Source organism: Sphingomonas sp. UYAg733 (assembly GCF_054057355.1).
Map to the genome: position 1 here is coordinate 39,716 of NZ_JBSRZE010000005.1, position 23,054 is coordinate 62,769.

Below are 23,054 nucleotides of genomic sequence, written 5' to 3' on the forward strand. Positions count from 1 at the left end.
CCAAATAATGACATTTTTGTTATATTACCGGAGCATCGAATGAGCGATCCTGCCTCGATCCGCCGCCTTTACGGCCGCCGGCAGGGCCATAAACTTCGTCTCGGACAGGCGGCCCTGGTCGAAGACACGCTAGCCGCGCTTAGCGTGCCGGACGAAGGCCCGGTCGATGCTGCATCGCTGTTCGGTGCCGACCGCCCCATGGCGTTCGAGATCGGCTTCGGCGCTGGCGAGCATCTCGCAGGCCAAGCGGAGATGAACCCCGCGACCGGCTTTATCGGCTGCGAACCGTTCCTCAACGGAATGGTCGGCGCGCTCGGGCATATTCGCGACCGAGGGCTGACCAATGTTCGCCTGCATATGGGCGACGCGCTCGAAGTGCTTGAACGGCTGCCCGATGCCAGCCTCGACCGGCTGTTCCTTCTCCACCCCGATCCATGGCGCAAGGCGCGGCACGCCAAGCGCCGCATGGTCAATCACGGCCCACTCGACCTGATCGCCACGAAGCTGAAACCCGGCGCGGAGTTCCGGCTCGGCACCGACGATCCGACCTATTGCCGCTGGTCGATGATGGTGATGAACGACCGCCGCGATTTCGAATGGCAGGCGGAGCATCCGCGCGATTTCCTGGAACGCCCCGCCGACTGGCCGGAGACGCGCTACGAGCGCAAGGCGCGGCGTCAGGGACACGAAGTCTGGTATTTCCGGTATATCCGCCGATAGCGCGCGGTCGCGACCGACCACGGCGATTTTACGTTGGGCGGCGATTATCGAACGTTCGATCGAACGAGCGTCGCGGGCAACGCGACAACTGTCCATCATCCACGAAACGGCACCGGCACAACGCAAGACGCCGCGACGATGAGACGGCGATCATGGCGATGGCGAACGGCGGAAAATTCTGATGGCAAAACGCCTGTACCGGGCGACCTGCCATTGCGGGCAAGTCGCGATCGAAGCCGACCTCGATCTTCGGGCCGGCACCGGGCGGTGCAATTGTTCGATCTGCGGCAAGTCGCGATACTGGGGCGCGATCGTCGCTCCTGACGATGTGGCGGCGATCGAGGGTGAGAACCACCTCGCCGAATACCGGTTCGGTTCGCAAACCATGCAGATATTGTTCTGCGTCCGCTGCGGAATCCGAGTGTTCGGCAAGGGTTATCTCGATCTCCTGGGCGGCGATTTCTATTCGATCAACCTTGCGTGTCTCGACAATGCCAGCGACGAGGAGCTGGCGGCGGCGAAGGTCCGCTATTCCAACGGCCGCGACGACGATTGGATGAACGAGCCACTGGTGACGGCGCACCTGTGACCCGTCGCGCATCGACATTCCCGGACCTCCGGAACGATACGTTCAGACAAAGGGAAATGCTCGCATGGCAACGGTAATACGCGAAATCCTGATCGATAATGCGATCGAACATGTCTGGGCGGCGATCAGGGATGTCGGCGCGCTTCACACTCGTCTGGTGCCCGGGTTCGTCACGGCCACCGTTCTGGAGCGCGACGGGGTACAGATCGCCGATGGAGGTGAATCGGTCTCGGGGGTCGTCCGGAGAGTAAAGTTCGGCAACGGCATGGACGTGGTCGAACCGATCATCAGCCGTGACGACGCTACGCGACGACTGGCATGGGGGGCGATCGGCGGGCCGCTCGCGCATTATAATGCGTCGGTGCAAGTCTTCGCGGATTCAAGTGGATCGAGCCGGGTCATCTGGACCGCCGACCTGTTGCCCGATGCTGCGTCGGATCAGATCGACGGCATGATCGCGGCGGGTCTGCAAGTCATGAAAGCGACGCTCGACCGGCCACAGGGTCCGGCAGCAACAACCGGCATCAACTGAGCAGAAACGACCGCGACGATGATGTGCGACCCCACCGCGCGGTCGGCGGAATTAACGACAAGGCCGCGACCAATAGATCGCTGAAGGCCTTAGTCGTCCTTCTTTTAAACCGGATCAGGGGCAGACGCAGGGGCATTGCCGCTGCGTTCCCAAACACTCTTCAGCGCGCGGCCGAAAATGGCGGGAAGCCCCGGCCGCACGATCAGCCAGTCACGGATCGCCGGTCCCTTGTCGGCGCCGATGACGCGCTTGTAACCGCTGTCGCCGGCACCCCAATCGACCGTGGTGATGCCGTCGTCCAGCGCACGGACAAGGTTGCGGTAATAGAGCAGCTTGCCCGGCGAATGCTTGCCAAAGGCGGGATCATAGCTGTTGGCGATAGCGTATTTGAGCGCACCGGCATTGATGTCGAACGAGAACGCCGATGGCGCGCCATCGACGGTGAGCAACGCCGCCCACATCATGTCCGCCAGCGCCGGATCGGCGGCAGCGGCGCGCCAGAAGGCGCCATGCCCGCTCCCGGTGAATTTCGCATCGCTGCCGTCGGTACGCGCGGCGATCCAGCTTTTTTCCTCGACCATGGCGAGCGCGTCGAACCCGCCCTGCCCCCAGTCCGCGCCGCTGAGGAAACGCCAGTCGAGCGCGCCATGATCGCCGAGATGCTTTTCGTGGAAGCGGTTCTTGCGCAAGGTCGAGTTGCGCGGCCAGGTGCCTTCGTCCCGCGCCGCATTCATGTCGAGCAGATACGAATCGGCGACGAAGCGGTCGAGCACCACCCAATTCTTGGCGCGCGCGACCCTCAGCAAAGGTTCGAGCGACGGATCGCCGTCATAGACCGGGCCAATGCGCAGCGCGTTGACCTCGGCGCCGAGCCGGTCGACCAGCGCCTCGAAATGGGGCCGGTCGGCAATGGTGCTGGTGGGGAAACTGCGGAACGGCCAATAACAACCGGGCACCGCCGCGAGCCGCGCCGGACCGGGACCGAACCGCACCATCGGCAGCGCAATGACCGGGTTGCCGTCCTCCTCGACCACGATCGTGCGCGCCGCGCCGCCATAAGCGAGCAGGGCGGCGGCGAACCATTGGTAGCGCAGGAAACGATGCGTCTCCGGCGCGGCTTCGGCGACCATGTCGAGCAGCCCGGACAGTCCGTCGAGCGCAACGGCGCGCACCGCGGCGGGCAAGCGGACGAAATCGTCGAGGAGCATCGGCTTGTTCATGGCCGTGGCTATAGCGGCGAGGCGTTACCAAGCGGTTCGCATGGCACCCGCAAGTCAGCGCGCTTGACCGCATGGGCGCAGGCGCGTCAGAACCCCGTGATGTTCTCGACCCCTGCCGTCACCACCATCGCACAGACGATCCAGCTGTCACTCAGCCCGGTGTTCATGCTTGCCGGCATCGGCGCATTGCTCAACGTGCTCGCCGGCCGGCTGTCGCGCGTGGTCGACCGGGCTCGCGCAATCGAGCAACTCCACCCGCGTTCGACCGGGCCGGAGCATGACCGCCATGTGTGGGAATTGCGCCTGCTCGATCGGCGTATGACGGTGATTAACCGGGCATTGGTGCTGGCGGTGTCGAGCGCGGTGATGACTTGCCTCGTCGTCGCCGGGCTGTTCGTCGCCGAACTGGTCAAGCTGCACATCGGCACGGTGGTCGCGATCTCGTTCATCCTGGCGATGGCGTTGCTGATCGCCGCGCTGATCTCGTTCCTGATCGAGGTGCGCATGTCGCTGACCGCGATCCATATCCGGCCGGAATTGCTCGAAAAGGATTAGCATCGGCCTCTCACGCCGCGAGGGTCCTATCGCACCCCGTCCAATCCCGGCCCGGCATCCGCCACCGGCAGATATTTCGGCGCGACACGCGCCTTGCTCGCCTGCTCATAGGCATAACCCGCATTCAGCACCGCCTGGTCGCCATAGCCCGTCGCGATGAACGACATGCCGACCGGCAACCCCTTGACCAGCCCCATAGGCACGGTGAGATGCGGATACCCCGAGACGGCGGGCAATTCGCTGGCGCTCGGCCCGCTGAAATTATCGCCCGACACGCTGTCGCTCAGCCAGGGCAGGCCATAGGTCGGCGCGACGATGATCGTCGCCCTTGCGGTCTTGAGGATCGCATCGATCCCCTCCGCGCCGGCCAGCCGTAGCGACTTGGCGCGCGCGCCGAGATATTCCGCGTCCGCCAGGCCACGTGTCTTCGCCGCGATCAGGAACGTCTCCTGCGCGAAGAACGGCATTTCGGTCGATCTGTTCGCCTCGTTGAAGGCGATGACCTGATCGAGCGTTCGCGTCTTCACACCCGCCGGCGTCGATGCGAGATAGGCGTCGAGATCGGCCTTGAGTTCACTGTGAAGCACATCGCCTTCGGCCTCGCCCATGCCGTCGAGCTTGGGCTGTTCGGCATCGACCAGCACCGCCCCGGCCTTTTTCAGGATCAGCAGCTCGGCCTCGTATTTCGTCTTGAGCGCCGCCGGCATGTCGGGACGCAATACGGCGATCCGCACGCCTTGCAGGCCATCGGCCGAAAGTCCCTTGGCATAGTCGCGGGCATATTTTCCCGCATCGCTGGTCGCCGGATCGGCCGGGTCGGCGGCGACCATCGCGGAGAACAGGATCGCCACGTCGCGCACGCTGCGCGCCATCGGGCCCGGCGTATCCTGGCTATGGCTGATCGGCACGACATGGGTGCGGCTGACCAGCCCGACCGTCGGCTTCAATCCGGCAAGGCCGTTCATCGACGCGGGGCAGACGACCGACCCGTCGGTTTCAGTCCCAAGTGCCGCCGCCGCGAAGCTCGCCGCGATCGCGGCGCCTGATCCGCTCGACGACCCGCACGATGTGCGGTCGAGTGCATAGGGGTTGCGGACCAGCCCGCCGACCGCGCTCCACCCGCTGATCGAGCTGGACGAGCGGATGTTGGCCCATTCGCTGAGATTGGTCTTGCCCAGGATCACCGCGCCGCCCTTGCGCAATTCGGCCACTACCGGCGCGTCGCGGTGCGTGACATTATCCTTGAGCGCGAGGCTGCCCGCCGTGGTCGCGATCGGATCGAGCGTCTCGATATTGTCCTTGATCAGGATCGGAATGCCATCGAGCGGACCGAGCCGCTTCCCCGCCTTGCGCCGCGCATCGCTCGCGCGGGCCTGAGCCAGCGCATCGGGATTGAGCGCAATCACCGCGCGCAATGTCGGTCCGGTACGATCCATCGCCGCGATCCGCGCGAGATAGGCCCGGGTGATCGCTTCGCTCGACGCCTTGCCTTTGGCCATGATGGCCTGAAGCTCAGGAATCGAGCGCTCCTCCACCACCGGCGCGGTCTGGGCCGAGAGCGGTGCCGCGATCACCGCTGCCAATAAAAAAGCCTGTCGAAAATGCCGCATCGCGCTACCCCCTTCATGCAAACCCGACCGGGCTTCACTCATACGGCAACTGTGCGGCACGGGATGCACGGCAGCAAGCCCGATGCGGAGTCACGGCGGATCAGGATACCGGCACAGCGACCGGCCCATCGCTTGCGCGGTATGTGATTCCGACGCCACGCGCCTGGCTTTCCTGCCGGAAGATACGTGCCTTTTCCGCATGGGACACGAACAACATGCCGGGCCGGGTCCATGTCATCCTCAGCCAGATGCCTTCGCCTTCGGTGCGAGCGGCGCCGTGACCGGAATCGGCGGTAAAGACCACATCGGCCTTCGCCGTATCTTCACCCGGCGCGCCGATCGCGACGCTGGTGGCATAGTCAGTCGTCGCGCCACAGTTGCGGACATAATGATAGGCGACATGGGTACCGGTGGGATCGAGCAACTTTTCGACCAGTGTGTTGCTGCATAGATCGGCCCCGTCACAACCGGAAAGACAGAATGTGGCGATCAGGAGCACCGGCAATTTCATGCAGACGAACATGACTGCCCCGGATCACAAAGGCCAGACATGAAAAGAGGCTGCCGGGGGCCTGTTCGGCACCCCGGCAACCTCCTGACATGGTCAGCGGCCGGAAGCTCCAGCTTGGGAGACCATGCGAACCGCTAAGCTCCGATAGACGGCGACGTTGATTGGGGGAAAATACCCCCCGCCGTCATCCCAAAAAGCCTAGCGGCGCGTCCCCCGAACGAACTGAACCGACCCCATTGCTGAACCATGAGACATCGGATCACCTCCTTTCGCTTGTTGAAACGGCGCACCCTGCTTGGGCACGACCTATATGTGAATCATCCGAATCACATATACAAGTCTTGTAATTCATTCTGTTTTAGACGAATCTCTTTCGTCGCCGAAATCGGCCGGACGCGTCTCGCCGGGGCCGATCGCAATGCGCCCGCTCCCATCATCAATGCCGCTTGAAATATTGCACGTCGCGTTCGTGCTTTTCCGCCGCCGCGCGCGTGTCGAAGGTACCAAGGTTACGGCGCTTGCCGGTCTTCTCATCGGTCTTTCTGGAATAAAGCCGATATTCGCCGGACTTGAGCTTGCGGATCATGGGCCTCGCCTCCTCTCGCGCCACAACGCGCGAGGCGAAAAGCATTTCCCGTCCGAGCACAAAGCCTAGCGGCGACAATCCTCGGTCACGCGGAGGATTTCAGCCCAGGCCGGCACGACCAAAGTCGGAAAACCGGCCTGCTGCACGACGAAGCGGCCGCGGCTGAACCCAATCGCGTCGAGCAGACTATCACGCGGCGTAAGCGACGCAGCGAGCCAGGCCGGCGTGCCACCCGTCGGCACCGTTTCGAGCGTGCGCATCACCGTCGAGGTGCGGATGGTCATCGGCACCGCACCGTTCGCGATTCCGGCGCGCGAGAGATAGATCGCGGCGGCATCACGGTCGCAACGCAGGCTCAGCACCGCATCGGCACCAGGCACGCCAAACAGCGCGATCGAACCGCGCCCATCCTGACGATAGGTCCAGTCGCCCGGAGTCACCGGCCAGTCGCGCCAGTCGCTGCCGAGCGGCACGGGCGTCGGCATCGGCGCAGGGGTCTGGACCGGCACGGGGCGGGGAATCGGGCGCGGCGCCGGCGTGGGCGGGCCCACGCAGCTGCTCAGCACGACGAGCAGGGCGAGGATGGGAAGCGAACGCATATGACATCCTATGGGCGAAGCCTGCGGTGTGCTCAACCGTGCTGACGACAATTTCCTTGCGCGAATGCGGCGGGATGGACGACGTAGCGGACCAGGGGAGGCCAGATATGGCATTGGATTCGAAGCGGCTGAAATCGATCATCGGCGGATCGGCGGGCAATCTGGTCGAATGGTATGACTGGTACGCCTATTCGTCACTGTCGCTGGTGTTCGCCGCGACCTTTTTCCCCAAGGGCGACCTGACCGCGCAGCTGCTCGGCACCGCCGCGGTGTTCGCAGTCGGTTTTCTGATGCGGCCGATCGGCGCCTATGTCATGGGCCGTTATGCCGACACGCATGGCCGCAAGGCCGGCCTGGCTCTGTCGGTCGGGCTGATGTGCGCGGGCTCGCTGATGATTGCGTTCGTGCCGGGATATGACACGATCGGAGTCGCTGCGCCGGCAATCCTGCTGGTCGCGCGAATGATCCAGGGTCTGTCGGTCGGCGGCGAATATGGTGCCAGCGCGACCTATCTATCGGAAATGGCGACGCGCGACCGGCGCGGTTTCTGGTCGAGTTTCCAATATGTCACGCTGATCGGCGGGCAGCTCACCGCACTAGCGGTCGCGGGCATCCTCCAGGCGACATTGAACAAGGCACAAATGGCCGATTGGGGCTGGCGCATCGCCTTCATCATCGGCGCGGTGCTGGCGTTGTTCGTCTATATCCTGCGCCGCCGCCTGGCCGAAACCGAAGCGTTCGGGAAACTCGACGTGAACCGGCCCAAGTCCGGCCTGATCGCCCTATGGAAGGCGCATCCGCGCGAATTCGTCCTCGTCGCGGTGATCAGCGCCGGCGGTAGCTGCGCCTTCTACGCCTATACCACCTATATGAAGACGTTCCTGACCAATACGAGCGGGTTCACGGTGCAGACCGGCACCTTCATCATGACCGCCGCGCTGATCGTCTATATGCTGGCGCAGCCGGTGTTCGGTCTGCTCGCCGACTGGCTGGGACGCAAGCCGATGCTGCTGCTGTTCGGCTTTGGTGGCATGATCGTCTCGGTGCCGGTGTTCAGCATCCTGGCGGTGACGCGCGATCCGGTCATCGCCTTTGCGATCATCCTTGTGCCGTTGATGATGCTGTCGGCCTATACCTCGATCAGCGCGCTGGTGAAGGCGGAGTTGTTCCCGGCCCATATCCGCGCGCTGGGCGTCGCGCTGCCCTATGCGATCGGCAACGCCGCATTCGGTGGGACGGCGGAATATGTCGCCTTGTGGTTCAAGCAGGGTGGCCTTGAATCCGGCTTTTACTGGTATGTCACGGCAATCATCGGCGCAGCGACCATCGCCTTTCTGATGCTGCCGGAAACCAAGCGCACCAGCTTGATCGAGGAAGACTAAGGAACCGCACCGCGCGGCAGTTGTTTGCCACCGACTCCAAAAGGGAAACCCGATGTCCAAAGCGTCAGACGAACCGACCCAATTGCTGATCCAGTCGAACAAGGTCGATGTGATGCCGGTGCGCAGCCGCGACGGCGACAAGATCGGCTCGGTTTACGCCTTCATGGTCAACAAACGCACCGGCCAGGCGGTCTATGCCGTGCTGACGATCGGCGGCTTCCTGGGCATGGGCAAGGCCTATTACCCCCTGCCCTTCAGTCTGCTCTCGTTCGACGCCGCCGCAGACACGTACATCGTCACAATCGACCGCCGTGTGCTGGAGGGCGGCCCGAGCTGGGCATCGAACCCGCCAGTGTTCGACCAGGCCTATGCCGACCGCGTGGCGAGCTATTACGGCGTCGGGAGGGAAGATCTGTCGCTGGGCGGTTTAAGCAGCGCGGGGCACGATCCGGTCTAGTTCGCCGTTCAGTGCGCGCTTGGCTTCTTCGAGATCGAAATCGTTCTGCAAGGCCAGGAAAATGCCCTCGGAAATTCCGAAATAGCGAGAAAGACGGAGGTCAGTCGCTGCGTCAACCACCCCCTTGCCGTCAAGCAATTCGGCCAGCCGCCCTGCATTGATTCCGCTCGCTCCCGCGACGTCTGCCAAGGAAATTTCGCTGCCGATCAGGAAGTCATGACGCAAAATGTCGCCGGGGTGGACATTGTCCAATCGGCCTTCATCCTTTGTGATAGTCCTCGATCCGGACATCATTCGCGCCTCCGTCCGACCAGCGAAAGGTGATCCTCGGTCATTGATACGAACGCTATATCGTAAAGGCGTGAAGCCTTTCAACTGCTCCAGTCGATTCCCCGGCGGTACGCGCAAATCCTGCAATACCTTTGCCCGATTTATGTAGCGCAACTTGCGTCGTGCGCTGTTCTGAATGTCACAAGGCAGACGACGACTTTGCTTGCCCTGCCAAACGCGCTCTGTTTCGACATCGGCAAAAGCGCGAATCATCTATCTAAACCCGTCTATACGACGCCAAGTCGCGTCGCCGGGACGCTTTGCCTGCCAGAAGCGCCAGCCGTTAACATTGGTGCCGCCACAAACGGCGCTTGCAGCCTCTGAGGGGCTGTTTCTCGGCATTCCTTCCTGATCCACCCATCCGGCGTTCCCAATCTCGGCGGAATATGCTCGCCCCTTATAAACTGCCTTAAACTGCGTTCCCTCTGGGAAGTGAACTTTGCCAAACCAAGCGCCAAGAGAGGCTCTTTCTGAATTGGGCAATTGGTCAACATTGGCGGGAATATTGAGTAATCTTCGAAGGACGCCGGTGTACGAATCGGTCTCGCTCTCGCGAAGCGTGGTCAACGCCTTATACACTTCAAAATCGATCTCTATCTGCATTCTCTATTTTGTCTCAGATAGATTAGATAGTCAAGCGCGTCGGCTGCTCTTGAACTTCTGGCTCTTGCCGTAGCGCGTCTTGCGTGTGCCGGGTTTGCCTTCGTTGGACCGCCCCATCATCGGCGCTTTCTGCTGATCGACCGGCAATCCCAATTCTTCCTGCTCCAGCTGGCGGATCTCGTCACGCAAACGCCCGGCGGTCTCGAATTCCAGATCGGCGGCGGCGGCGCGCATCTGCTTTTCGAGATCCTCGATATAGGCGCGCAGATTGTGGCCGACCATGTGCGGACGGTCGTCGTCGATCTCGATCGTGACCTGGTCGCGCTGCGACACGTCCTTGATGATGTCACCGATATTGCGGCGGATCGTCTGCGGCGTGATGCCATGTTCTTCGTTATAGGCGAGCTGCTTCTCGCGGCGGCGCCCGGTCTCGTTCATCGCCCGCTCCATCGAGCCGGTGATGCGATCGGCATAGAGGATCACGCGACCATCGACGTTGCGCGCGGCGCGGCCGATGGTCTGGATCAGCGACGTCTCCGAGCGCAAAAAGCCCTCCTTGTCGGCATCGAGGATCGCGACCAGCCCGCATTCGGGAATATCGAGACCTTCGCGCAGCAGGTTGATACCTACCAGAACATCATAGACACCAAGTCTAAGATCACGGATCAGCTCGATTCTTTCCAACGTCTCGACATCGCTATGCATATAGCGAACCTTCAGCCCCGCCTCGTGCATGAACTCGGTCAGATCCTCGGCCATGCGTTTCGTCAGCGTGGTGACCAGGGTGCGATACCCCGCCTCGGCGGTCTTCTTCGCCTCCACGATCAGGTCCTGGACCTGCTCCTCGATCGGCTTGATCTCGATCGGCGGATCGATCAGCCCGGTCGGACGGATCACCTGTTCGGCGAACACGCCGCCGGTCTGTTCCATTTCCCACCCACCCGGTGTGGCCGAAACATAAGTGGTCTGCGGGCGCATCGCCTCCCATTCGTTGAAGCGAAGCGGGCGGTTGTCGATTGCGCTGGGCAGGCGAAAACCATATTCGGCGAGCGTCAGCTTGCGGCGATGATCGCCGCGCGACATGCCGTTGATCTGGCCGATGGTGACGTGGCTTTCATCGACGAATAACAAGGCGTTATCGGGCAGATATTCAAACAATGTGGGAGGAGGCTCACCCGGCATCCGCCCGGTCAGGAAGCGCGAATAATTCTCGATCCCCGCGCACGACCCGGTGGCGGCGATCATTTCGAGATCGAAATTGGTGCGCTGCTCCAGCCGCTGTGCCTCGAGCAATTTGCCCTCAGGCACCAGTTCCTTGAGCCGTTCGGCGAGCTCGAACTTGATCGCTTCCATCGCCTGTTTGAGCGTCGGCCCCGGCGTCACATAGTGGGAGTTCGCATAGACCCGGACATAATCCAGGCTGGCGACCTTCTTACCGGTCAGCGGGTCGAACTCGACGATCTCCTCGATATCGTCGCCGAAGAATGACACGCGCCACGCGGTATCGTCATAATGCGACGGGAAGATTTCGAGATTGTCGCCCTTCACGCGGAAATTGCCGCGCTGGAACGCCGCATCGTTGCGCTTGTATTGCAGCGCGACCAGCTTGCGCACGATCTCGCGCTGGTCGACCGACTGGCCTTTTTTGAGGTCGAAGATCATCGCCGAATACGTCTCGACCGAACCGATGCCGTAAAGGCACGACACCGATGCGACGATGATAACATCGTCGCGTTCGAGCAGCGACCGGGTCGCGGCATGGCGCATCCGGTCGATCGCTTCGTTGGTCGAGCTTTCCTTCTCGATGTACGTGTCCGAGCGCGCCACATAAGCTTCGGGCTGGTAATAGTCGTAGTAGCTGACGAAATATTCGACCGCATTGTCCGGGAAGAACGACTTGAACTCGCCATAGAGCTGCGCGGCGAGAATCTTGTTCGGCGCCAGGATCAGCGCGGGGCGCTGCACCGCCTCGATCACCTTGGCCATGGTGAAGGTCTTGCCCGACCCTGTAACGCCGAGCAGCACCTGGTCGCGCTCGCCCGCCTGGGTCTGTTCGACCAGTTCTGCGATCGCGGTCGGCTGATCACCCGACGGCGTATATTCGCTGACCAGCTTGAACGCCTTGCCGCCCTCCACCTTGGGTGGGCGCGCGGGGCGATGCGGAATGAAATTCTGCCCGGTTTCGGGTTCTTCGAGGCTGGTGCGAATCTGGATGGCCATGGCGCGAATATGGGGCCGCCAGCGCCACTCGGCAACGCGCACGTCATCGATGATGTGCGGGTCTTTCGCGTGCATGGAGCCGCCGCATTTCCCTCAAAGCATTTCGCAACCGACTCGACACCCAAACCGCATCCGCTACGCTGCTCGCCTGCTCGGGGGAGAAAATCATGCGTCGCCTGTTCGTCACCGCCATTGCCGCCTGCGCGCTGGCTCAGCCGGCGCTTGCCCAAACTGCGCCGACCCCAATCGCGCCGACACCGCCCGATTATGCCGCGGCGGTGAAAGCGGATTACGACCGCGACCTCGCAAAGCTGTTCGACTGGTTCCACCGCAATCCCGAACTGTCGTTCAAGGAAGTAAACACCGCCGCGCGCATGGCCGTCGAACTGAGGGCGGTTCCCGGCATGGTCGTGACCGAGAAGGTCGGCGGTACCGGCGTGGTCGGTGTGCTCAGGAACGGCGCGGGGCCGACCGTGCTGATCCGCGCCGATATGGATGGTTTACCGGTCGAGGAGAAATCCGGCCTGCCCAATGCGTCGAAGGTGCGCCAGGTGGGGGTGGACGGGGTCGAGGCGCCGGTCGCGCATGCCTGTGGTCACGACACGCATATCACGGCGATGGTCGCGACCGCACGACGGCTCGCGGCGCTGCGCAACCGCTGGGCCGGGACGATCATATTCGTCGTCCAACCCGCCGAAGAGCGTATCGGCGGCGCACGCGCGATGATCGCCGACGGGCTCTACACCCGCTTTCCCAAGCCCGATTATGCGCTCGCCTTCCATGTCGATGCCGAACTGCCGACTGGTATGGTCTCGGCGTCGGAGAGCATCCAATATTCGTCGTCGGATTCGGTCGATATCACGGTCCCCGGCATCGGCGCACACGGCGCCAGCCCGCATATGGGCAAGGATCCGGTCTATATGGCGTCGCAGCTGGTGATTGCGCTGCAGGGCCTGATCAGCCGCGAGCGCCAACCGCTGGAACCGGGGGTCATCACCGTCGGCTCGTTCCATGCCGGCCTGAAGCACAACATCATCTCGGATGAGGCGCGGCTGCAAGTAACGGTGCGCGCCAATGACGAGGCCGAGCGCAAGCAATTGCTTGATGGCATCAAGCGCATTGCGCGCGGCATCGGTGAGCTCAACGGCATGCCGCAGGACAAGATGCCCGTGGTGAAGCTGGTCGAGGGAACCGGCGTGACCAGCAACTACCCTGACCTCGCACGACGCCTCAATCGCGTCATGAAGGCAACGCTGGGCGACGCGGCGTTCCGTCCCTTCATGCAAAAAGGCATGGGCGCGGAGGATTTCGCTTATCTGGTCGCGGCCGATACCGACGTGAAGGGCTATTATTTTTCGGTCGGCGGCACGCCGCAGGCCGCACTTGACGCGGCAACGAACGGCGGCCCGGCAGTGGCGTCGCATCACTCGCCACTGTTCAAGATCACGCCCGAACCCGCGATCATAACCGGCGCCGTGGCGATGGCCGCGGCGGCGTTGGATCTGATGAAACCGGCCGCCGCCGCCGCGAATAAATGAAGGGATAAGGCGCGTCACACCCACCATGAGGTAGCGGGCCCTCTTCACAGTAATTACAAGCAGCGGGCGATGGCAAGTCGCCCATCACGGGAGCGATTTTATGATCGGCTATGCGACACTCGGCACCAACGACCTCGACCGGGCGCTGGTCTTTTACGACGGTCTCGCCAGCGCGATGGGCGGCAAGCGGCTGTTGACCATGCCGGACGCGCGCGGGTTCACGCTATACGGTGCGGGGCGCGACAAGCCGATGCTCGCGGTGACCCGGCCCTATGACGGCGGCACCGCATCGGCCGGTAACGGCACGATGGTCGCGCTGGCGGCGGATAGCCGGGCCCAGGTCGATGCGATCTACCACAAGGCGATCGAGCTCGGTGGCAGCGACGAGGGTGCCCCCGGCCTGCGCGGCGGGGTCGGCGACCAGGCATTCTACGGCGCCTATTTCCGCGACCCTGACGGTAACAAATTCTGCGCCTATCGCACCGGGCAGGAATAGGGGTTCAGAGTCTGTTTGAAAATGCGCCCGAAGGCGCATTTGTCGGTTCCGGCCCACTCCCCCGTCCCGGCCACCCATTCAGGATATGCTGTGGGTGGCAGGGGGGCAGAACCGCCATGAAATTCGCTCTTACGTGAATTCCAAACAGATCTCAGGGCAATTGGCCGACGACGTTGCCAGGCGGGGTGTAGCGGCACACGAGATAATCGTCGCGGTCGTTACTGGCGATCGCACAACCGAACTCGGTCGTCCGGCCCCAGATGATCTGGGTATAATGACCGACATCCTGCCATTTGCCGGTGGTCGAGAAATTCGGGGTCGGCCCGCGGCGGTAATAACGTTGCTCGGCGACCCAATGGCCGATCATCTCGTCATAGCGATAAGCTCCGCGCGTGCCGGTCCACAGGTTTTCGCCCTCCGGCGTGTGCCCGCGCGGTTCCGTCGAATGTTCGAACCGGCCGCTCCGCGCAAGCTCCCGGGCGTAGCGCAGCGCGTCGGCGGCAAGCGCCGCGTTCCAGGCGAGTGGCGCCAACCCCGCTTTGCCCCGCGCGTCGTCATGCCCGGCGATCATCGCCTGACGCAGCAGTGCGTCGCCCCGCGCCGCGTTGCCCGCAAAGCTGCGTTCGTCGATCACGCGCTCGGGGCCGGCGGAACAGCCGGTCAGCAGCATCAAACTCAGCGCCAGAACTCGCATCTTCCCTAGCTCCTCGCGTGCGACCATAAGCGCGCCACCATGAACCCCATCGAAACTTCCCTCTACGCGCAGGACTTCGTTAACGCGCAGGACCTGGCTCTCTACGTCCATTGGCCGTTCTGCGTATCGAAATGCCCCTATTGCGACTTCAATAGCCATGTTCGCGAGAGTGTCGATCAGGCGGCGTGGCGTGCGGCGCTGCTCGCCGATCTGGCGCATGAGGCGGCGCTGACACCAGACCGGAAATTGGGATCGATCTTTTTCGGCGGCGGGACTCCCTCACTGATGCCGCCGGAAACGGTCGCGGCGATCCTGCGCGCGGCGGAGGGTGCCTGGGGGTTTGCCGAGGGTATCGAGATCACGCTAGAGGCGAACCCATCATCGGTCGAGGCGGCGCGTTTCGCCGATATCGCCAGCGTCGGCGTGAACCGCGTCTCGCTCGGGCTGCAGGCGCTCGACAATGATGCGCTCAAATTCCTCGGCCGGGCGCATGACGTGGATGAGGGACTGGCGGCGCTGGCCACGGCTCAGGCGGCGTTCGAGCGAGTCAGTTTTGACCTGATCTATGCGCGACCCGATCAGCCACTCGCCGATTGGGAAGCCGAACTGGCGCGCGCGCTGTCGTTCGGGACCGAGCATCTGTCGCTCTATCAACTGACGATCGAGCCCGGCACGCGCTTTGCGACCGAGGCGGCAGCGGGACGGATCGTCATTCCCGATGGCGATGCGGCGGCCGATCTGTTCGAGGCGACCCGCGCGATGACCGGCGCGGCGGGCTTGCCGGCCTATGAGATTTCCAATCATGCGCGGCCCGGTGCGGAGAGCCGTCACAACCTCGTCTATTGGCGATATCAGGATTATGCCGGGATCGGCCCCGGCTCGCATGGCCGGCGCGGCGGCCTGGCCACGGTGCGACGCAAAAAACCGGAAAACTGGATGGCGGCGGTCGAACGCAATCAGCACGGGATCGAGATCGAAGAGGCACTTGGCCCCCGAACCCGATCTACCGAAGCGCTGTTGATGGGCCTGCGCCTGCGCGAAGGCGTCGATCTGAATCGTATTGCCACGATCGGCCAGTGCGGCATCGCCGACCTGATCGACGAGCCCGCTGTGGCGAAATTGCAGGAACAGGGTCTGGCGACGCGCGATGGCGACCATTTGCACGTCACCGAAGCCGGCATGCTGCTGCTCGACGCGATTCTGCCGGTGGTAGTGAAAAGCGAAGGTTAAAGCTGCTTCGGGCAGGCTTGATCCACTATTCCCCGTTCGCCCTGAGCTTGTCGAAGGGCCGACAAGCTCAGGGCGAACGGAAATGGGAGTCCAGTCCCTCACCCTCTATCGTCCTCGGCCTTCGCCGGGGCGACGGGCAGGGGGTCACGTCGCCCAGGACCGCAGAACTACTTCCCGCCAAACCCGGTCGGTGCGGCGGAGACCACGACGGTCGTGCCGCCCCTGATCTCCTGCACTTCCAGCGCCCGCTCCGCGATATTGTCGCGGCCGAAGCGGAAGGCGCCGTCGATACCCGAAAAGCCACCCGCGTCGTGCAGCCGTGACTCGGGGAAATTATCGCCGACCGGCCAGTCGCGCGCGATCCTGACCGTCAGCAGCACCGCGTCATAACCAAGGCTCGACAGGCGGAACGGCGCAGCGCCGAAGCGCGCCCGGTATTTGGCGGCATATTGGCGGTAGAGATTATCCGGCACGCTGGCGAACCAGGCACCATTAAGCGCGGTCTTGCTCGCAATCGAGCTTTCGGAATTCCACAACTCCGTACCGAGCACGCGCGCGCCCGCGCCGCCACCCCTGCGGATCAGCGGCACGGCGGCGGCCGCGCCATTGCCACCATCGGCGATCAGCACCGCCTGATAGGGCGAATTGCGCGCCATGCGGCTGACCGCCGCACCGATCGATCCGGCGACGCGATCATAGGTCTGCAACGTGACGACCTGCCCGCCCGCGCCCTCGACCGCGCGCAGGAAGGACGTGGAGGCGCGTTCGCCATACAGGCCGTTCGGCACCAGGCCGGCAAAGCTCTCAACACCCTGCCCGCGCGCATAATCGACCACGCGCGTGATCGACTGCCCCGGCACATATCCCATCAGATAGGCGCCATTGCCTGCCGCGCTGGCATCGTTGGAGAAACTGACGACCGGCACGCCGGCGCGGCGCGCGATCGGCGCGATCGCACGGATATCTTCACCGAGCAGCGGCCCGAGAATAAGCTTGTTACCGTCGGCGATCGCCCGCTGCGCAGCAGCGGCAGCGCCTGCCGAGGTGTCATAGGTGGTGATGCGGACCTTCTCGTTCCTGGTGTCGAGCAGGGCAAGTTGAGTCGCGTTGGCGAGGCTCTGTCCGACCCCGGCATTGCCGCCGGTCAACGGCACCAGCAGCGCGACACGGTGGCGGGCGGTATCGACCGGGATGTCCGGCATGACTGGAGAATCGGGCGCTGGCCGCGTCGTCGGCGGCGCTTTCACCGTGCCGGGGCCACGCGGGACAACCGTCTGGCAGCCACCGAGAATCAGCGCACCGGCGACGATTGCCGCCTTCAGGAACGAAACGCCCCGTTGCGGTACCGATACACCCTCTGCCATGACTACTCCCAATGAACACGGAACTTACACCCGGCCTCTATATCGTCGCCACACCGATCGGCAATCTCGGCGATTTGTCGCCGCGCGCCGCTCATGTACTGGCCAACGCCGCCGTAATCGCGGTCGAGGACAGCCGTGTGACGGCGGTGCTGCTCCGTCATATCGGGGTCAAACGGCCAATGACACCCTATCATGACCATAATGCCGAAGGGGTGCGGCCAGGCCTTGTCGCGCGCATGGGCACCGAGGCGGTCGCTCTGGTCTCCGACGCGGGCACGCCGCTGATCTCCGATCCCGGTTACAAACTGGTACGCGACGCGCGTGCGGCGGGGCATAATGTCGTGACGGTGCCCGGGCCATGCGCGGCGATCGCGGCGCTGACCCTCGCGGGATTGCCGACCGATCGCTTCCTCTATCTCGGATTCCTCCCGCCCAAGGCGCAGGCACGCGCGACCGCCATCGCCGAAGTGGCGGCGGTGCGTGCGACGCTCGTGCTGTACGAATCGGGCCCAAGGCTGGCGGTGACGCTCGCGGCGCTCGCGGAAGGGCTGGGCGAACGCGAAGCGGCAGTCACGCGCGAGATCACCAAGCGATTCGAGGAAGCGGTGACGGGCACGCTCGGCGAACTGGCCGCGCGTTATGCCGATTCGCCGCCGCGTGGAGAAATCGTCATCATCGTCGCGCCGCCGGGCGAGGCCGCGCCCGCATCGCAGGACGAAGCGGAGGCAGCGCTGATCGAGGCGCTCGAACGCTTGCCGATGGCCAGGGCGGTGAGCGAAGTGGCGAAGAAGCTCGGCGTGGACCGCAAGGCGCTTTATGCGCGGGCGCTGGAGATGAAAGGGTGAACGGTGCTTCGTCCTTAAGCCCCTCCCTTGAAAGGGAGGGGCTGACTTTGGGTCGCGACCGCCGCATAGCCGAAGCCGCCGGCCGGCGCGGCGAGCGACTTGCCGGCTGGTGGCTCCGTCTCAAAGGCTGATGCATCCTTGCCGCCGCGTCCGCACTCCCGCCGGTGAAGTCGACTTGGTCGCACGACGCGGCAACCTCATCGCCTTAGCGAAGGGGAGAATTAGACCCCGCTTTCTCGAACAGCTGAAAGGGCGGATTGCGGTGATTAACGATTCGGTGGATAGCCAAACTCTATTGTTCGGGCGGCATATTTTTCGATAAGCTTTGGACCATGAACCAGCATCTTGGGTAATTCCGCTAACTGGTTGTCGTCCGCAATTCCCAAATGCTTGTCCTCAATCCATACCTCGCCGCCCGCAGTTCGTTTGGTCAATTTCCGTTCGCCATCGGTTATCTCGACTTGGCCGAGCACCTTCCATCGCTTGGATCGTAGCGCACTTCCGCTTGTAAAATAGACTTCGAACGGCCGGCTTTCTGTGTCTCCGACCATCGACCCAGAATTGGCGATTGCCCCGGGATAGAGTTTGATCGCGACAACGTCGGCAAAATAACTTGATGCAAAAATGACCTTGGCAAGAACGGCGCCCCCGTTGGTGGGTATGGCAAGAACGCTCCCTACAAATTTCTCGTTCAACGCTGATCTCCCCGCGACGCTCTCGCTCGCAAACTATCGCCACTTGCTGACCATTGGGCAACCGAGCAAGCTGTGGTCATGCGACCACCCCACGTCAAAACCCCCGAGACACGCCGCAAAGCGGAGGCGGCAGGTCGGCGTGGCGAACGACTGGCGGCTTGGTGGCTCCGTCTCAAAGGCTGGCGCATCCTTGACCGCCGCGTCCGTACGCCCGCCGGCGAGGTCGATATCGTGGCAAAACGCGGCAACCTCATCGCTTTTGTCGAAGTGAAAATGCGCGCCACCGCCGCCGAACTCGATTTCGCGATCGATGAACACCGCCTCGCCCGCGTCGCCGCCGCGGCGGAAGTGTTGATGCCGCGTTATGCCGGGCCGGGCGACGATATCCGCGTCGATGTCATCCTGATCGCGCCCGGCACGCGGCCACGCCATATCGAGAATGCCTGGATCGGGTGACAATTGCCCGCGTCACACCTATCTGCCGTTCGGGCTGAGCTTGTCGAAGCCCTGCGCATGCCCTTCGACAAGCTAGGGGCGAACGGAAGGTGTTTGAATGACCCTGAATGTCGCCGTCCAGATGGACCCGCTCGACAGCATCAATATCGCGGGTGATTCGACCTTCGCGTTGATGCTTTCAGGGCAATCTCGCGGGCACAGGCTGTTCCATTATACCGCCGAGGATCTGAATTACGCCGACGGCCGGGTCTGGGCGAGGGCGCATCCGGTGACGGTGCAGCCCGTCGCGGGCAATCATTTCGAATTCGGCGAAGCGATCTCCCTCGACCTGGGCGATGATGCGGATGTGGTGCTGATGCGGCAGGACCCGCCATTCGACCTGGGGTATATCACCGCGACGCATCTACTCGAGCGGATCGCGCACAAGACGTTGATCGTCAACGACCCGGCAAGCGTGCGCAACGCGCCGGAAAAGGTTTTCGTGCTCGACTATGCGCACTTCATGCCGCCGACGCTCGTCACGCGGTCGCTCGACGAAGCGCGCGCATTCCTGGCGAAACATGGCGAGATCGTGGTCAAGCCGCTGCACGGCAATGGCGGCAAGGCGATCTTCAAGGTCGGGTCGGATGGCGCCAATCTGTCCGCGCTGATCGAAGTGTTCAACATGACCTGGCGCGAGCCGCATATGATCCAGGCATTCCTTCCCGACGTGGCGCAGGGCGACAAACGCATCGTACTGGTCGATGGCGAAATTGCCGGCGCGATCAACCGTTTGCCGGGAGCAGGCGAGATCCGCTCCAACCTGGCGGTTGGCGGGTCGGCGGTGAAGACCGAGTTGACCGACACCGAACTGGCGATCTGCGCCGAACTGGGGCCGGAGTTGAAGAAGCGCGGCCTTTTGTTCGTCGGCATCGACGTGATCGGCGGGAAATGGCTGACCGAGATCAACGTCACCTCGCCCACCGGCATCGTCGCGATCGACCGGTTCAACGGGACCGATACCGCCGCGCTGATCTGGTCGGCGATCGAGGGCAAGGTGGCCGCGCGCGCCTGACTTGCGGACCTTTTACGGACCGCCGTTCGTCATGAGCCTCTCGACGAACGATTGATAAGCGGGATCAATGACCGACATCATCATCAACATGATCGCGTGGGGCGGTTATATCGGCATCTTTCTCCTGATGGCGGCGGAGAATGTGTTTCCGCCGATCCCGTCCGAAGTGATCATGGGCCTGGGCGGCATGGCGGTGGCGCGCGGGCAGATGCACATGGTGCCACTGATCATTTGGGGCACCGTCGGCACGGTGATCGGCAATTATTTCTGGTACGAGATCGGGCGCCGCCTAGGCTATCAAAGGCTACGGCCGTTTGTCGATCGCTGGGGCCGCTGGCTGACGCTCGAGTGGCATGATGTCGAAAAGCTGCACGCCTTTTTTCAGCGTCATGGGCAATGGGTGATCTTCGTGTTCCGCTTCATGCCGGCGGGACGTACGATCATTTCACTGCCCGCAGGCATGACGCGCATGCCGCATTGGCGATTCGTCATATGGACGGCGGCGGGCAGCGCGATCTGGAACACGATCCTGGCTGGTGCGGGTTATTATCTCGGCGCCAATTTTCATGAACTCGACCATTATGTCGGCCCGGTCACGGTGGCGACGATGGTGGGGATCGCCGGATTCTATCTGTGGCGTGTCGCGACTTGGAAACCGCGCGCCTGATCGTCCTCAGTCGGCGGCGGTCGGTGCACCGGGAGAGGAGCGGCCACCCGGTATCGCGTCGAGTTCGCGGCCGATGCGCGCCGCGAACTGTTCGATCGCGGCGACAATTGTGATCAGACTGATCGGCCGCGGCTCAGGGTCGATCGCGCATAAGGTACCGAAGAAACTGCCGTCTGCGCGCATGATCGGGACCGAAATATAGCTCTGGAACCCGTACATGACTGGCGTGGGATGGGTGCGCCATGCGGGTTCGTCGCGGACATGATCGATATAGACGCTGGCGCCGCTTCCCCTGATCTCGTCGCAGATCGTGGTTCGAACCTCCAGCTCCTCGCCGGCGTCGAGGCCGAATCCGATATCGTCCCGTACCTGGCAGGCGATCCAGCGGCTGTCGGTGACACGCGCGACTGCGGCGAAGCCCATGCCGGTGATCGTGCAGACATCGGCAAGTATCGCCTCGACGATTTCAATGCGCTGCACTGCGGCGACATCGGCAGCAAGATCGGGAGAAAGAGGAAAGCCGGTCGTCACAGAATCGTTTCTGTATCAAAACGACATAAAGTCAATTGATTGACGGCTATCAGGCGCGCGGATGCGCGTTGCGATAGACATCGAGCAGATGCGCCGCATCGACCGCGGTGTAGATCTGGGTCGAACTGAGGCTGGCATGGCCGAGCAATTCCTGCAGCGAGCGCAGGTCGGCACCGCGCCCGAGCAGGTGCGTGGCGAAGCTATGGCGCAGCGCGTGCGGGGTCGTGCGGTCGGACAAGCCGAGCCGTCCACGCGCGGCACGTACCGCGCGGCGGATCAGTGCGGGGTCGAGCGGCCCACCGCGCGCGCCGCGAAACAGCGCCTCGCCGCGCGCGATCGGCCAGGGGCACAGGGTCGCATAAGCCTCGATCGCCTCACGCACCTGCGGCAGTAAGGGGACTATACGGGTCTTGGCGCGCTTCCCCGTGACGCTGAGCGTCGCGCCGAGCGGCAGGATCGCGCCGGTCAGCGCCGCTGCCTCGCCGATGCGCAAGCCCGCGCCATAAAGCAGCAGCAGCACCGCCCAGTCGCGCGCGCCGATCCACGGCTCGGCGGCATTCTCCGCCACATCCTCGGCGAGCGACACCGCCTCATCGGGCGAGATCGGCCGCGGAATGCCTTTCTTGATGCGCGGCCCCTTCAAGCGCGGCGTGGCCCCCTCCCCACCGACAAAGGCGAGAAAACCACGCACCGCCGATAATTCGCGCGCGGCCGAGGCATTGCCCAGTCCCTCGCCCCGCCGAAAGGCGAGATAGGCGCGCAAATCAGCGGCGCTGATCCTGGCCAGTTGTTCGGGTGAGATGGCTTCGCCCCAATGGCCGGCCAGAAATGCGACCAGCCGATGCGCCGTCGCGACATAGGCGCGGACGGTGTGCGCCGAGCGCCGGCGATTCTGCTCCAGATGACCGAACCAGGCAGCAATCGCTGTATGCATCTATCGCAATCCCCGGTTTGCTCGTCTTTCGTCTCCGCGATGGTCCGTGACGCCGCCGCAGTTCCTGCCAGTATCGCCTATTTCGCGGGCACGATCATCACCTTGACACTCTCGCCCGATATCCCTGCGAGTTGCAGCGCATAGAGTCCCTTGGCGAGCTTGAAATCGACGATCTTGCGGATACCGGTGCAGATCGGGCCATGGCCGTGCGCAATCGACTGGAGCGTCCTGCCGCGCACCACGACATCGATCCGGGCGCCGCTGCTCAGGCCGACTTTATAGGTCGCCGGCTGCTTCACCGCGAAATAGGCGATCGCCGATTTTCCGGGACGCGTCGATGGCCCGCCGCTGGCCCATTTCATCGTCGCCGGATCGACCGCGACCGCGATGAAGGGTGTGCCGACGGTCAATTCCCTGGCATCCTTCGACGGCGGATTGTTCCATTGGGCGAATGCGGGCGGCAGATCGCCCTGGCGAACGCAGACGATCTCCGGCTTCTCCACCGGCATCGGCATGGTGTGCGGCGCCGCGGCGGCCTGGGCGAGCAGAAGAAGAGTGAGCAGCGGCACGAGCGGAACTCCAGGAACAATGAGCGTCGTCCCTTTCCACTAGCGCGCTTGAAAGCCATATGCACCT

Annotated in this window: 27 protein-coding genes and 1 pseudogene; 14 read left to right on the top strand and 14 right to left on the bottom strand. The window is 63.3% G+C overall.

The window, feature by feature from the left end; translation table 11 throughout:
• The first annotated feature begins 39 nt into the window (after nucleotides 1-39).
• The 3 genes from trmB (at nucleotide 40) to ACVWZA_RS10770 (ending at nucleotide 1,841) form a co-directional block, all read left to right on the top strand.
• On the top strand, nucleotides 40-720 hold the full coding sequence (gene trmB, locus ACVWZA_RS10760) for a tRNA (guanine(46)-N(7))-methyltransferase TrmB (protein WP_457311198.1): 681 nt from the start codon (nucleotides 40-42) through the stop codon (nucleotides 718-720).
• A gap of 181 nt (nucleotides 721-901) precedes the next feature.
• Complete coding sequence (locus ACVWZA_RS10765) at nucleotides 902-1,309, top strand: GFA family protein (protein WP_457311199.1); 408 nt, start codon at nucleotides 902-904, stop codon at nucleotides 1,307-1,309.
• Nucleotides 1,310-1,373: 64 nt separating this feature from the next.
• Nucleotides 1,374-1,841, top strand: a complete 468-nt coding sequence (locus tag ACVWZA_RS10770) for an SRPBCC family protein (protein WP_457311200.1) — start codon at nucleotides 1,374-1,376, stop codon at nucleotides 1,839-1,841.
• A 104-nt stretch (nucleotides 1,842-1,945) separates the two neighbouring features.
• On the opposite strand, the gene ACVWZA_RS10775 is transcribed toward ACVWZA_RS10770, so the two are convergent.
• Nucleotides 1,946-3,061 carry a GNAT family N-acetyltransferase gene (locus ACVWZA_RS10775; RefSeq protein ID WP_457311201.1) on the bottom strand — a complete coding sequence of 372 codons (1,116 nt, stop codon included), beginning with the start codon at nucleotides 3,059-3,061 and terminating at the stop codon, nucleotides 1,946-1,948.
• Between the two features lie 99 nt (nucleotides 3,062-3,160).
• Here ACVWZA_RS10775 and ACVWZA_RS10780 point away from each other — a divergent pair, with 99 nt between their 5' ends.
• Nucleotides 3,161-3,616, top strand: a complete 456-nt coding sequence (locus ACVWZA_RS10780) for a DUF2721 domain-containing protein (RefSeq protein ID WP_183113454.1) — start codon at nucleotides 3,161-3,163, stop codon at nucleotides 3,614-3,616.
• Between the two features lie 26 nt (nucleotides 3,617-3,642).
• Here the strand turns inward: ACVWZA_RS10780 and ACVWZA_RS10785 are convergent, their stop codons facing one another.
• The 4 genes from ACVWZA_RS10785 to ACVWZA_RS10800 all read right to left on the bottom strand — a co-directional run bounded on the left by ACVWZA_RS10785 (nucleotide 3,643) and on the right by ACVWZA_RS10800 (nucleotide 6,922).
• Nucleotides 3,643-5,226, bottom strand: a complete 1,584-nt coding sequence (locus tag ACVWZA_RS10785) for an amidase (protein ID WP_457311202.1) — start codon at nucleotides 5,224-5,226, stop codon at nucleotides 3,643-3,645.
• A gap of 100 nt (nucleotides 5,227-5,326) precedes the next feature.
• Nucleotides 5,327-5,749 (bottom strand): hypothetical protein, encoded by a 423-nt coding sequence (locus ACVWZA_RS10790; RefSeq protein ID WP_457311203.1) that lies wholly within the window; start codon nucleotides 5,747-5,749, stop codon nucleotides 5,327-5,329.
• Between the two features lie 424 nt (nucleotides 5,750-6,173).
• Complete coding sequence (locus ACVWZA_RS10795; protein WP_457311204.1) at nucleotides 6,174-6,323, bottom strand: hypothetical protein; 150 nt, start codon at nucleotides 6,321-6,323, stop codon at nucleotides 6,174-6,176.
• Nucleotides 6,324-6,388: 65 nt separating this feature from the next.
• On the bottom strand, nucleotides 6,389-6,922 hold the full coding sequence (locus tag ACVWZA_RS10800; RefSeq protein WP_457311205.1) for a hypothetical protein: 534 nt from the start codon (nucleotides 6,920-6,922) through the stop codon (nucleotides 6,389-6,391).
• A 107-nt stretch (nucleotides 6,923-7,029) separates the two neighbouring features.
• Between ACVWZA_RS10800 and ACVWZA_RS10805 the strand changes: the two genes are divergently transcribed.
• The gene (locus tag ACVWZA_RS10805; RefSeq protein WP_457311206.1) at nucleotides 7,030-8,304 is read left to right on the top strand and encodes an MFS transporter; all 1,275 of its coding nucleotides are present in this window, start codon (nucleotides 7,030-7,032) and stop codon (nucleotides 8,302-8,304) included.
• Between the two features lie 52 nt (nucleotides 8,305-8,356).
• Nucleotides 8,357-8,761, top strand: coding sequence for a PRC-barrel domain-containing protein (locus ACVWZA_RS10810; RefSeq protein ID WP_457311207.1), 405 nt, complete (start codon nucleotides 8,357-8,359; stop codon nucleotides 8,759-8,761).
• On the opposite strand, the gene ACVWZA_RS10815 is transcribed toward ACVWZA_RS10810, so the two are convergent.
• From ACVWZA_RS10815 to uvrB, 3 genes are read right to left on the bottom strand one after another with little or no spacing between them, the layout of a single operon-like run.
• The gene (locus ACVWZA_RS10815; RefSeq protein WP_457311208.1) at nucleotides 8,732-9,304 is read right to left on the bottom strand and encodes a HigA family addiction module antitoxin; all 573 of its coding nucleotides are present in this window, start codon (nucleotides 9,302-9,304) and stop codon (nucleotides 8,732-8,734) included. The genes ACVWZA_RS10810 and ACVWZA_RS10815 overlap by 30 nt on opposite strands.
• Nucleotides 9,305-9,694, bottom strand: coding sequence for a DUF4357 domain-containing protein (locus ACVWZA_RS10820; protein WP_457311209.1), 390 nt, complete (start codon nucleotides 9,692-9,694; stop codon nucleotides 9,305-9,307).
• Nucleotides 9,695-9,724: 30 nt separating this feature from the next.
• The gene (uvrB, locus tag ACVWZA_RS10825; protein WP_457311403.1) at nucleotides 9,725-11,914 is read right to left on the bottom strand and encodes an excinuclease ABC subunit UvrB; all 2,190 of its coding nucleotides are present in this window, start codon (nucleotides 11,912-11,914) and stop codon (nucleotides 9,725-9,727) included.
• Between the two features lie 167 nt (nucleotides 11,915-12,081).
• On the opposite strand from uvrB, the gene ACVWZA_RS10830 reads away from it, so the two are divergent.
• Both ACVWZA_RS10830 and ACVWZA_RS10835 read left to right on the top strand, forming a co-directional pair.
• Nucleotides 12,082-13,452, top strand: coding sequence for an amidohydrolase (locus ACVWZA_RS10830; RefSeq protein WP_457311210.1), 1,371 nt, complete (start codon nucleotides 12,082-12,084; stop codon nucleotides 13,450-13,452).
• 100 nt (nucleotides 13,453-13,552) lie between these two features.
• A complete protein-coding gene (locus ACVWZA_RS10835) occupies nucleotides 13,553-13,948 on the top strand; it encodes a VOC family protein (RefSeq protein WP_457311211.1) in 396 nt (131 codons plus the stop codon).
• Between the two features lie 151 nt (nucleotides 13,949-14,099).
• On the opposite strand, the gene ACVWZA_RS10840 is transcribed toward ACVWZA_RS10835, so the two are convergent.
• Complete coding sequence (locus ACVWZA_RS10840; RefSeq protein ID WP_457311212.1) at nucleotides 14,100-14,642, bottom strand: CAP domain-containing protein; 543 nt, start codon at nucleotides 14,640-14,642, stop codon at nucleotides 14,100-14,102.
• A gap of 39 nt (nucleotides 14,643-14,681) precedes the next feature.
• Between ACVWZA_RS10840 and hemW the strand changes: the two genes are divergently transcribed.
• Complete coding sequence (hemW, locus tag ACVWZA_RS10845) at nucleotides 14,682-15,872, top strand: radical SAM family heme chaperone HemW (RefSeq protein WP_457311213.1); 1,191 nt, start codon at nucleotides 14,682-14,684, stop codon at nucleotides 15,870-15,872.
• Between the two features lie 167 nt (nucleotides 15,873-16,039).
• Here hemW and ACVWZA_RS10850 read toward each other — a convergent pair whose 3' ends face one another.
• The gene (locus tag ACVWZA_RS10850; protein ID WP_457311214.1) at nucleotides 16,040-17,236 is read right to left on the bottom strand and encodes a penicillin-binding protein activator; all 1,197 of its coding nucleotides are present in this window, start codon (nucleotides 17,234-17,236) and stop codon (nucleotides 16,040-16,042) included.
• Nucleotides 17,237-17,247: 11 nt separating this feature from the next.
• Here ACVWZA_RS10850 and rsmI point away from each other — a divergent pair, with 11 nt between their 5' ends.
• Entirely contained in the window at nucleotides 17,248-18,081 is an 834-nt protein-coding gene (gene rsmI / locus ACVWZA_RS10855; protein ID WP_457311215.1) for a 16S rRNA (cytidine(1402)-2'-O)-methyltransferase, read from the top strand.
• A gap of 47 nt (nucleotides 18,082-18,128) precedes the next feature.
• Nucleotides 18,129-18,307 (top strand): annotated as a pseudogene (locus ACVWZA_RS10860) (YraN family protein); the annotation flags it as partial.
• Nucleotides 18,308-18,347: 40 nt separating this feature from the next.
• Here the strand turns inward: ACVWZA_RS10860 and ACVWZA_RS10865 are convergent.
• Nucleotides 18,348-18,776 (bottom strand): hypothetical protein, encoded by a 429-nt coding sequence (locus ACVWZA_RS10865; RefSeq protein ID WP_457311216.1) that lies wholly within the window; start codon nucleotides 18,774-18,776, stop codon nucleotides 18,348-18,350.
• A gap of 78 nt (nucleotides 18,777-18,854) precedes the next feature.
• Between ACVWZA_RS10865 and ACVWZA_RS10870 the strand changes: the two genes are divergently transcribed.
• The 3 genes from ACVWZA_RS10870 (at nucleotide 18,855) to ACVWZA_RS10880 (ending at nucleotide 20,953) form a co-directional block, all read left to right on the top strand.
• Complete coding sequence (locus ACVWZA_RS10870) at nucleotides 18,855-19,232, top strand: YraN family protein (RefSeq protein WP_457311217.1); 378 nt, start codon at nucleotides 18,855-18,857, stop codon at nucleotides 19,230-19,232.
• 97 nt (nucleotides 19,233-19,329) lie between these two features.
• On the top strand, nucleotides 19,330-20,286 hold the full coding sequence (gene gshB, locus ACVWZA_RS10875; RefSeq protein ID WP_457311218.1) for a glutathione synthase: 957 nt from the start codon (nucleotides 19,330-19,332) through the stop codon (nucleotides 20,284-20,286).
• A gap of 67 nt (nucleotides 20,287-20,353) precedes the next feature.
• Complete coding sequence (locus ACVWZA_RS10880; protein WP_457311219.1) at nucleotides 20,354-20,953, top strand: DedA family protein; 600 nt, start codon at nucleotides 20,354-20,356, stop codon at nucleotides 20,951-20,953.
• A 6-nt stretch (nucleotides 20,954-20,959) separates the two neighbouring features.
• On the opposite strand, the gene ACVWZA_RS10885 is transcribed toward ACVWZA_RS10880, so the two are convergent.
• The 3 genes from ACVWZA_RS10885 to ACVWZA_RS10895 all read right to left on the bottom strand — a co-directional run bounded on the left by ACVWZA_RS10885 (nucleotide 20,960) and on the right by ACVWZA_RS10895 (nucleotide 22,987).
• On the bottom strand, nucleotides 20,960-21,484 hold the full coding sequence (locus ACVWZA_RS10885; protein ID WP_457311220.1) for a GAF domain-containing protein: 525 nt from the start codon (nucleotides 21,482-21,484) through the stop codon (nucleotides 20,960-20,962).
• A 49-nt stretch (nucleotides 21,485-21,533) separates the two neighbouring features.
• Nucleotides 21,534-22,418 carry a tyrosine recombinase XerC gene (locus tag ACVWZA_RS10890; protein ID WP_457311221.1) on the bottom strand — a complete coding sequence of 295 codons (885 nt, stop codon included), beginning with the start codon at nucleotides 22,416-22,418 and terminating at the stop codon, nucleotides 21,534-21,536.
• Between the two features lie 77 nt (nucleotides 22,419-22,495).
• Nucleotides 22,496-22,987: a hypothetical protein gene (locus ACVWZA_RS10895; RefSeq protein WP_457311222.1), complete on the bottom strand. Its 492-nt coding sequence runs from the start codon at nucleotides 22,985-22,987 to the stop codon at nucleotides 22,496-22,498.
• Nucleotides 22,988-23,054: the final 67 nt, after the last annotated feature.

What these genes read in the sequence shown, in the direction of transcription:
- trmB (WP_457311198.1), top strand. Translation starts at nt 40, where the DNA reads ATGAGCGATCCTGCCTCGATCCGCCGCCTTTACGGCCGCCGGCAGGGC.
- ACVWZA_RS10765 (WP_457311199.1), top strand. Translation starts at nt 902, where the DNA reads ATGGCAAAACGCCTGTACCGGGCGACCTGCCATTGCGGGCAAGTCGCG.
- ACVWZA_RS10770 (WP_457311200.1), top strand. Translation starts at nt 1,374, where the DNA reads ATGGCAACGGTAATACGCGAAATCCTGATCGATAATGCGATCGAACAT.
- ACVWZA_RS10775 (WP_457311201.1), bottom strand. Translation starts at nt 3,061, where the DNA reads ATGAACAAGCCGATGCTCCTCGACGATTTCGTCCGCTTGCCCGCCGCG.
- ACVWZA_RS10780 (WP_183113454.1), top strand. Translation starts at nt 3,161, where the DNA reads ATGTTCTCGACCCCTGCCGTCACCACCATCGCACAGACGATCCAGCTG.
- ACVWZA_RS10785 (WP_457311202.1), bottom strand. Translation starts at nt 5,226, where the DNA reads ATGCGGCATTTTCGACAGGCTTTTTTATTGGCAGCGGTGATCGCGGCA.
- ACVWZA_RS10790 (WP_457311203.1), bottom strand. Translation starts at nt 5,749, where the DNA reads ATGTTCGTCTGCATGAAATTGCCGGTGCTCCTGATCGCCACATTCTGT.
- ACVWZA_RS10795 (WP_457311204.1), bottom strand. Translation starts at nt 6,323, where the DNA reads ATGATCCGCAAGCTCAAGTCCGGCGAATATCGGCTTTATTCCAGAAAG.
- ACVWZA_RS10800 (WP_457311205.1), bottom strand. Translation starts at nt 6,922, where the DNA reads ATGCGTTCGCTTCCCATCCTCGCCCTGCTCGTCGTGCTGAGCAGCTGC.
- ACVWZA_RS10805 (WP_457311206.1), top strand. Translation starts at nt 7,030, where the DNA reads ATGGCATTGGATTCGAAGCGGCTGAAATCGATCATCGGCGGATCGGCG.
- ACVWZA_RS10810 (WP_457311207.1), top strand. Translation starts at nt 8,357, where the DNA reads ATGTCCAAAGCGTCAGACGAACCGACCCAATTGCTGATCCAGTCGAAC.
- ACVWZA_RS10815 (WP_457311208.1), bottom strand. Translation starts at nt 9,304, where the DNA reads ATGATTCGCGCTTTTGCCGATGTCGAAACAGAGCGCGTTTGGCAGGGC.
- ACVWZA_RS10820 (WP_457311209.1), bottom strand. Translation starts at nt 9,694, where the DNA reads ATGCAGATAGAGATCGATTTTGAAGTGTATAAGGCGTTGACCACGCTT.
- uvrB (WP_457311403.1), bottom strand. Translation starts at nt 11,914, where the DNA reads ATGGCCATCCAGATTCGCACCAGCCTCGAAGAACCCGAAACCGGGCAG.
- ACVWZA_RS10830 (WP_457311210.1), top strand. Translation starts at nt 12,082, where the DNA reads ATGCGTCGCCTGTTCGTCACCGCCATTGCCGCCTGCGCGCTGGCTCAG.
- ACVWZA_RS10835 (WP_457311211.1), top strand. Translation starts at nt 13,553, where the DNA reads ATGATCGGCTATGCGACACTCGGCACCAACGACCTCGACCGGGCGCTG.
- ACVWZA_RS10840 (WP_457311212.1), bottom strand. Translation starts at nt 14,642, where the DNA reads ATGCGAGTTCTGGCGCTGAGTTTGATGCTGCTGACCGGCTGTTCCGCC.
- hemW (WP_457311213.1), top strand. Translation starts at nt 14,682, where the DNA reads ATGAACCCCATCGAAACTTCCCTCTACGCGCAGGACTTCGTTAACGCG.
- ACVWZA_RS10850 (WP_457311214.1), bottom strand. Translation starts at nt 17,236, where the DNA reads ATGGCAGAGGGTGTATCGGTACCGCAACGGGGCGTTTCGTTCCTGAAG.
- rsmI (WP_457311215.1), top strand. Translation starts at nt 17,248, where the DNA reads ATGAACACGGAACTTACACCCGGCCTCTATATCGTCGCCACACCGATC.
- ACVWZA_RS10870 (WP_457311217.1), top strand. Translation starts at nt 18,855, where the DNA reads ATGCGACCACCCCACGTCAAAACCCCCGAGACACGCCGCAAAGCGGAG.
- gshB (WP_457311218.1), top strand. Translation starts at nt 19,330, where the DNA reads ATGACCCTGAATGTCGCCGTCCAGATGGACCCGCTCGACAGCATCAAT.
- ACVWZA_RS10880 (WP_457311219.1), top strand. Translation starts at nt 20,354, where the DNA reads ATGACCGACATCATCATCAACATGATCGCGTGGGGCGGTTATATCGGC.
- ACVWZA_RS10890 (WP_457311221.1), bottom strand. Translation starts at nt 22,418, where the DNA reads ATGCATACAGCGATTGCTGCCTGGTTCGGTCATCTGGAGCAGAATCGC.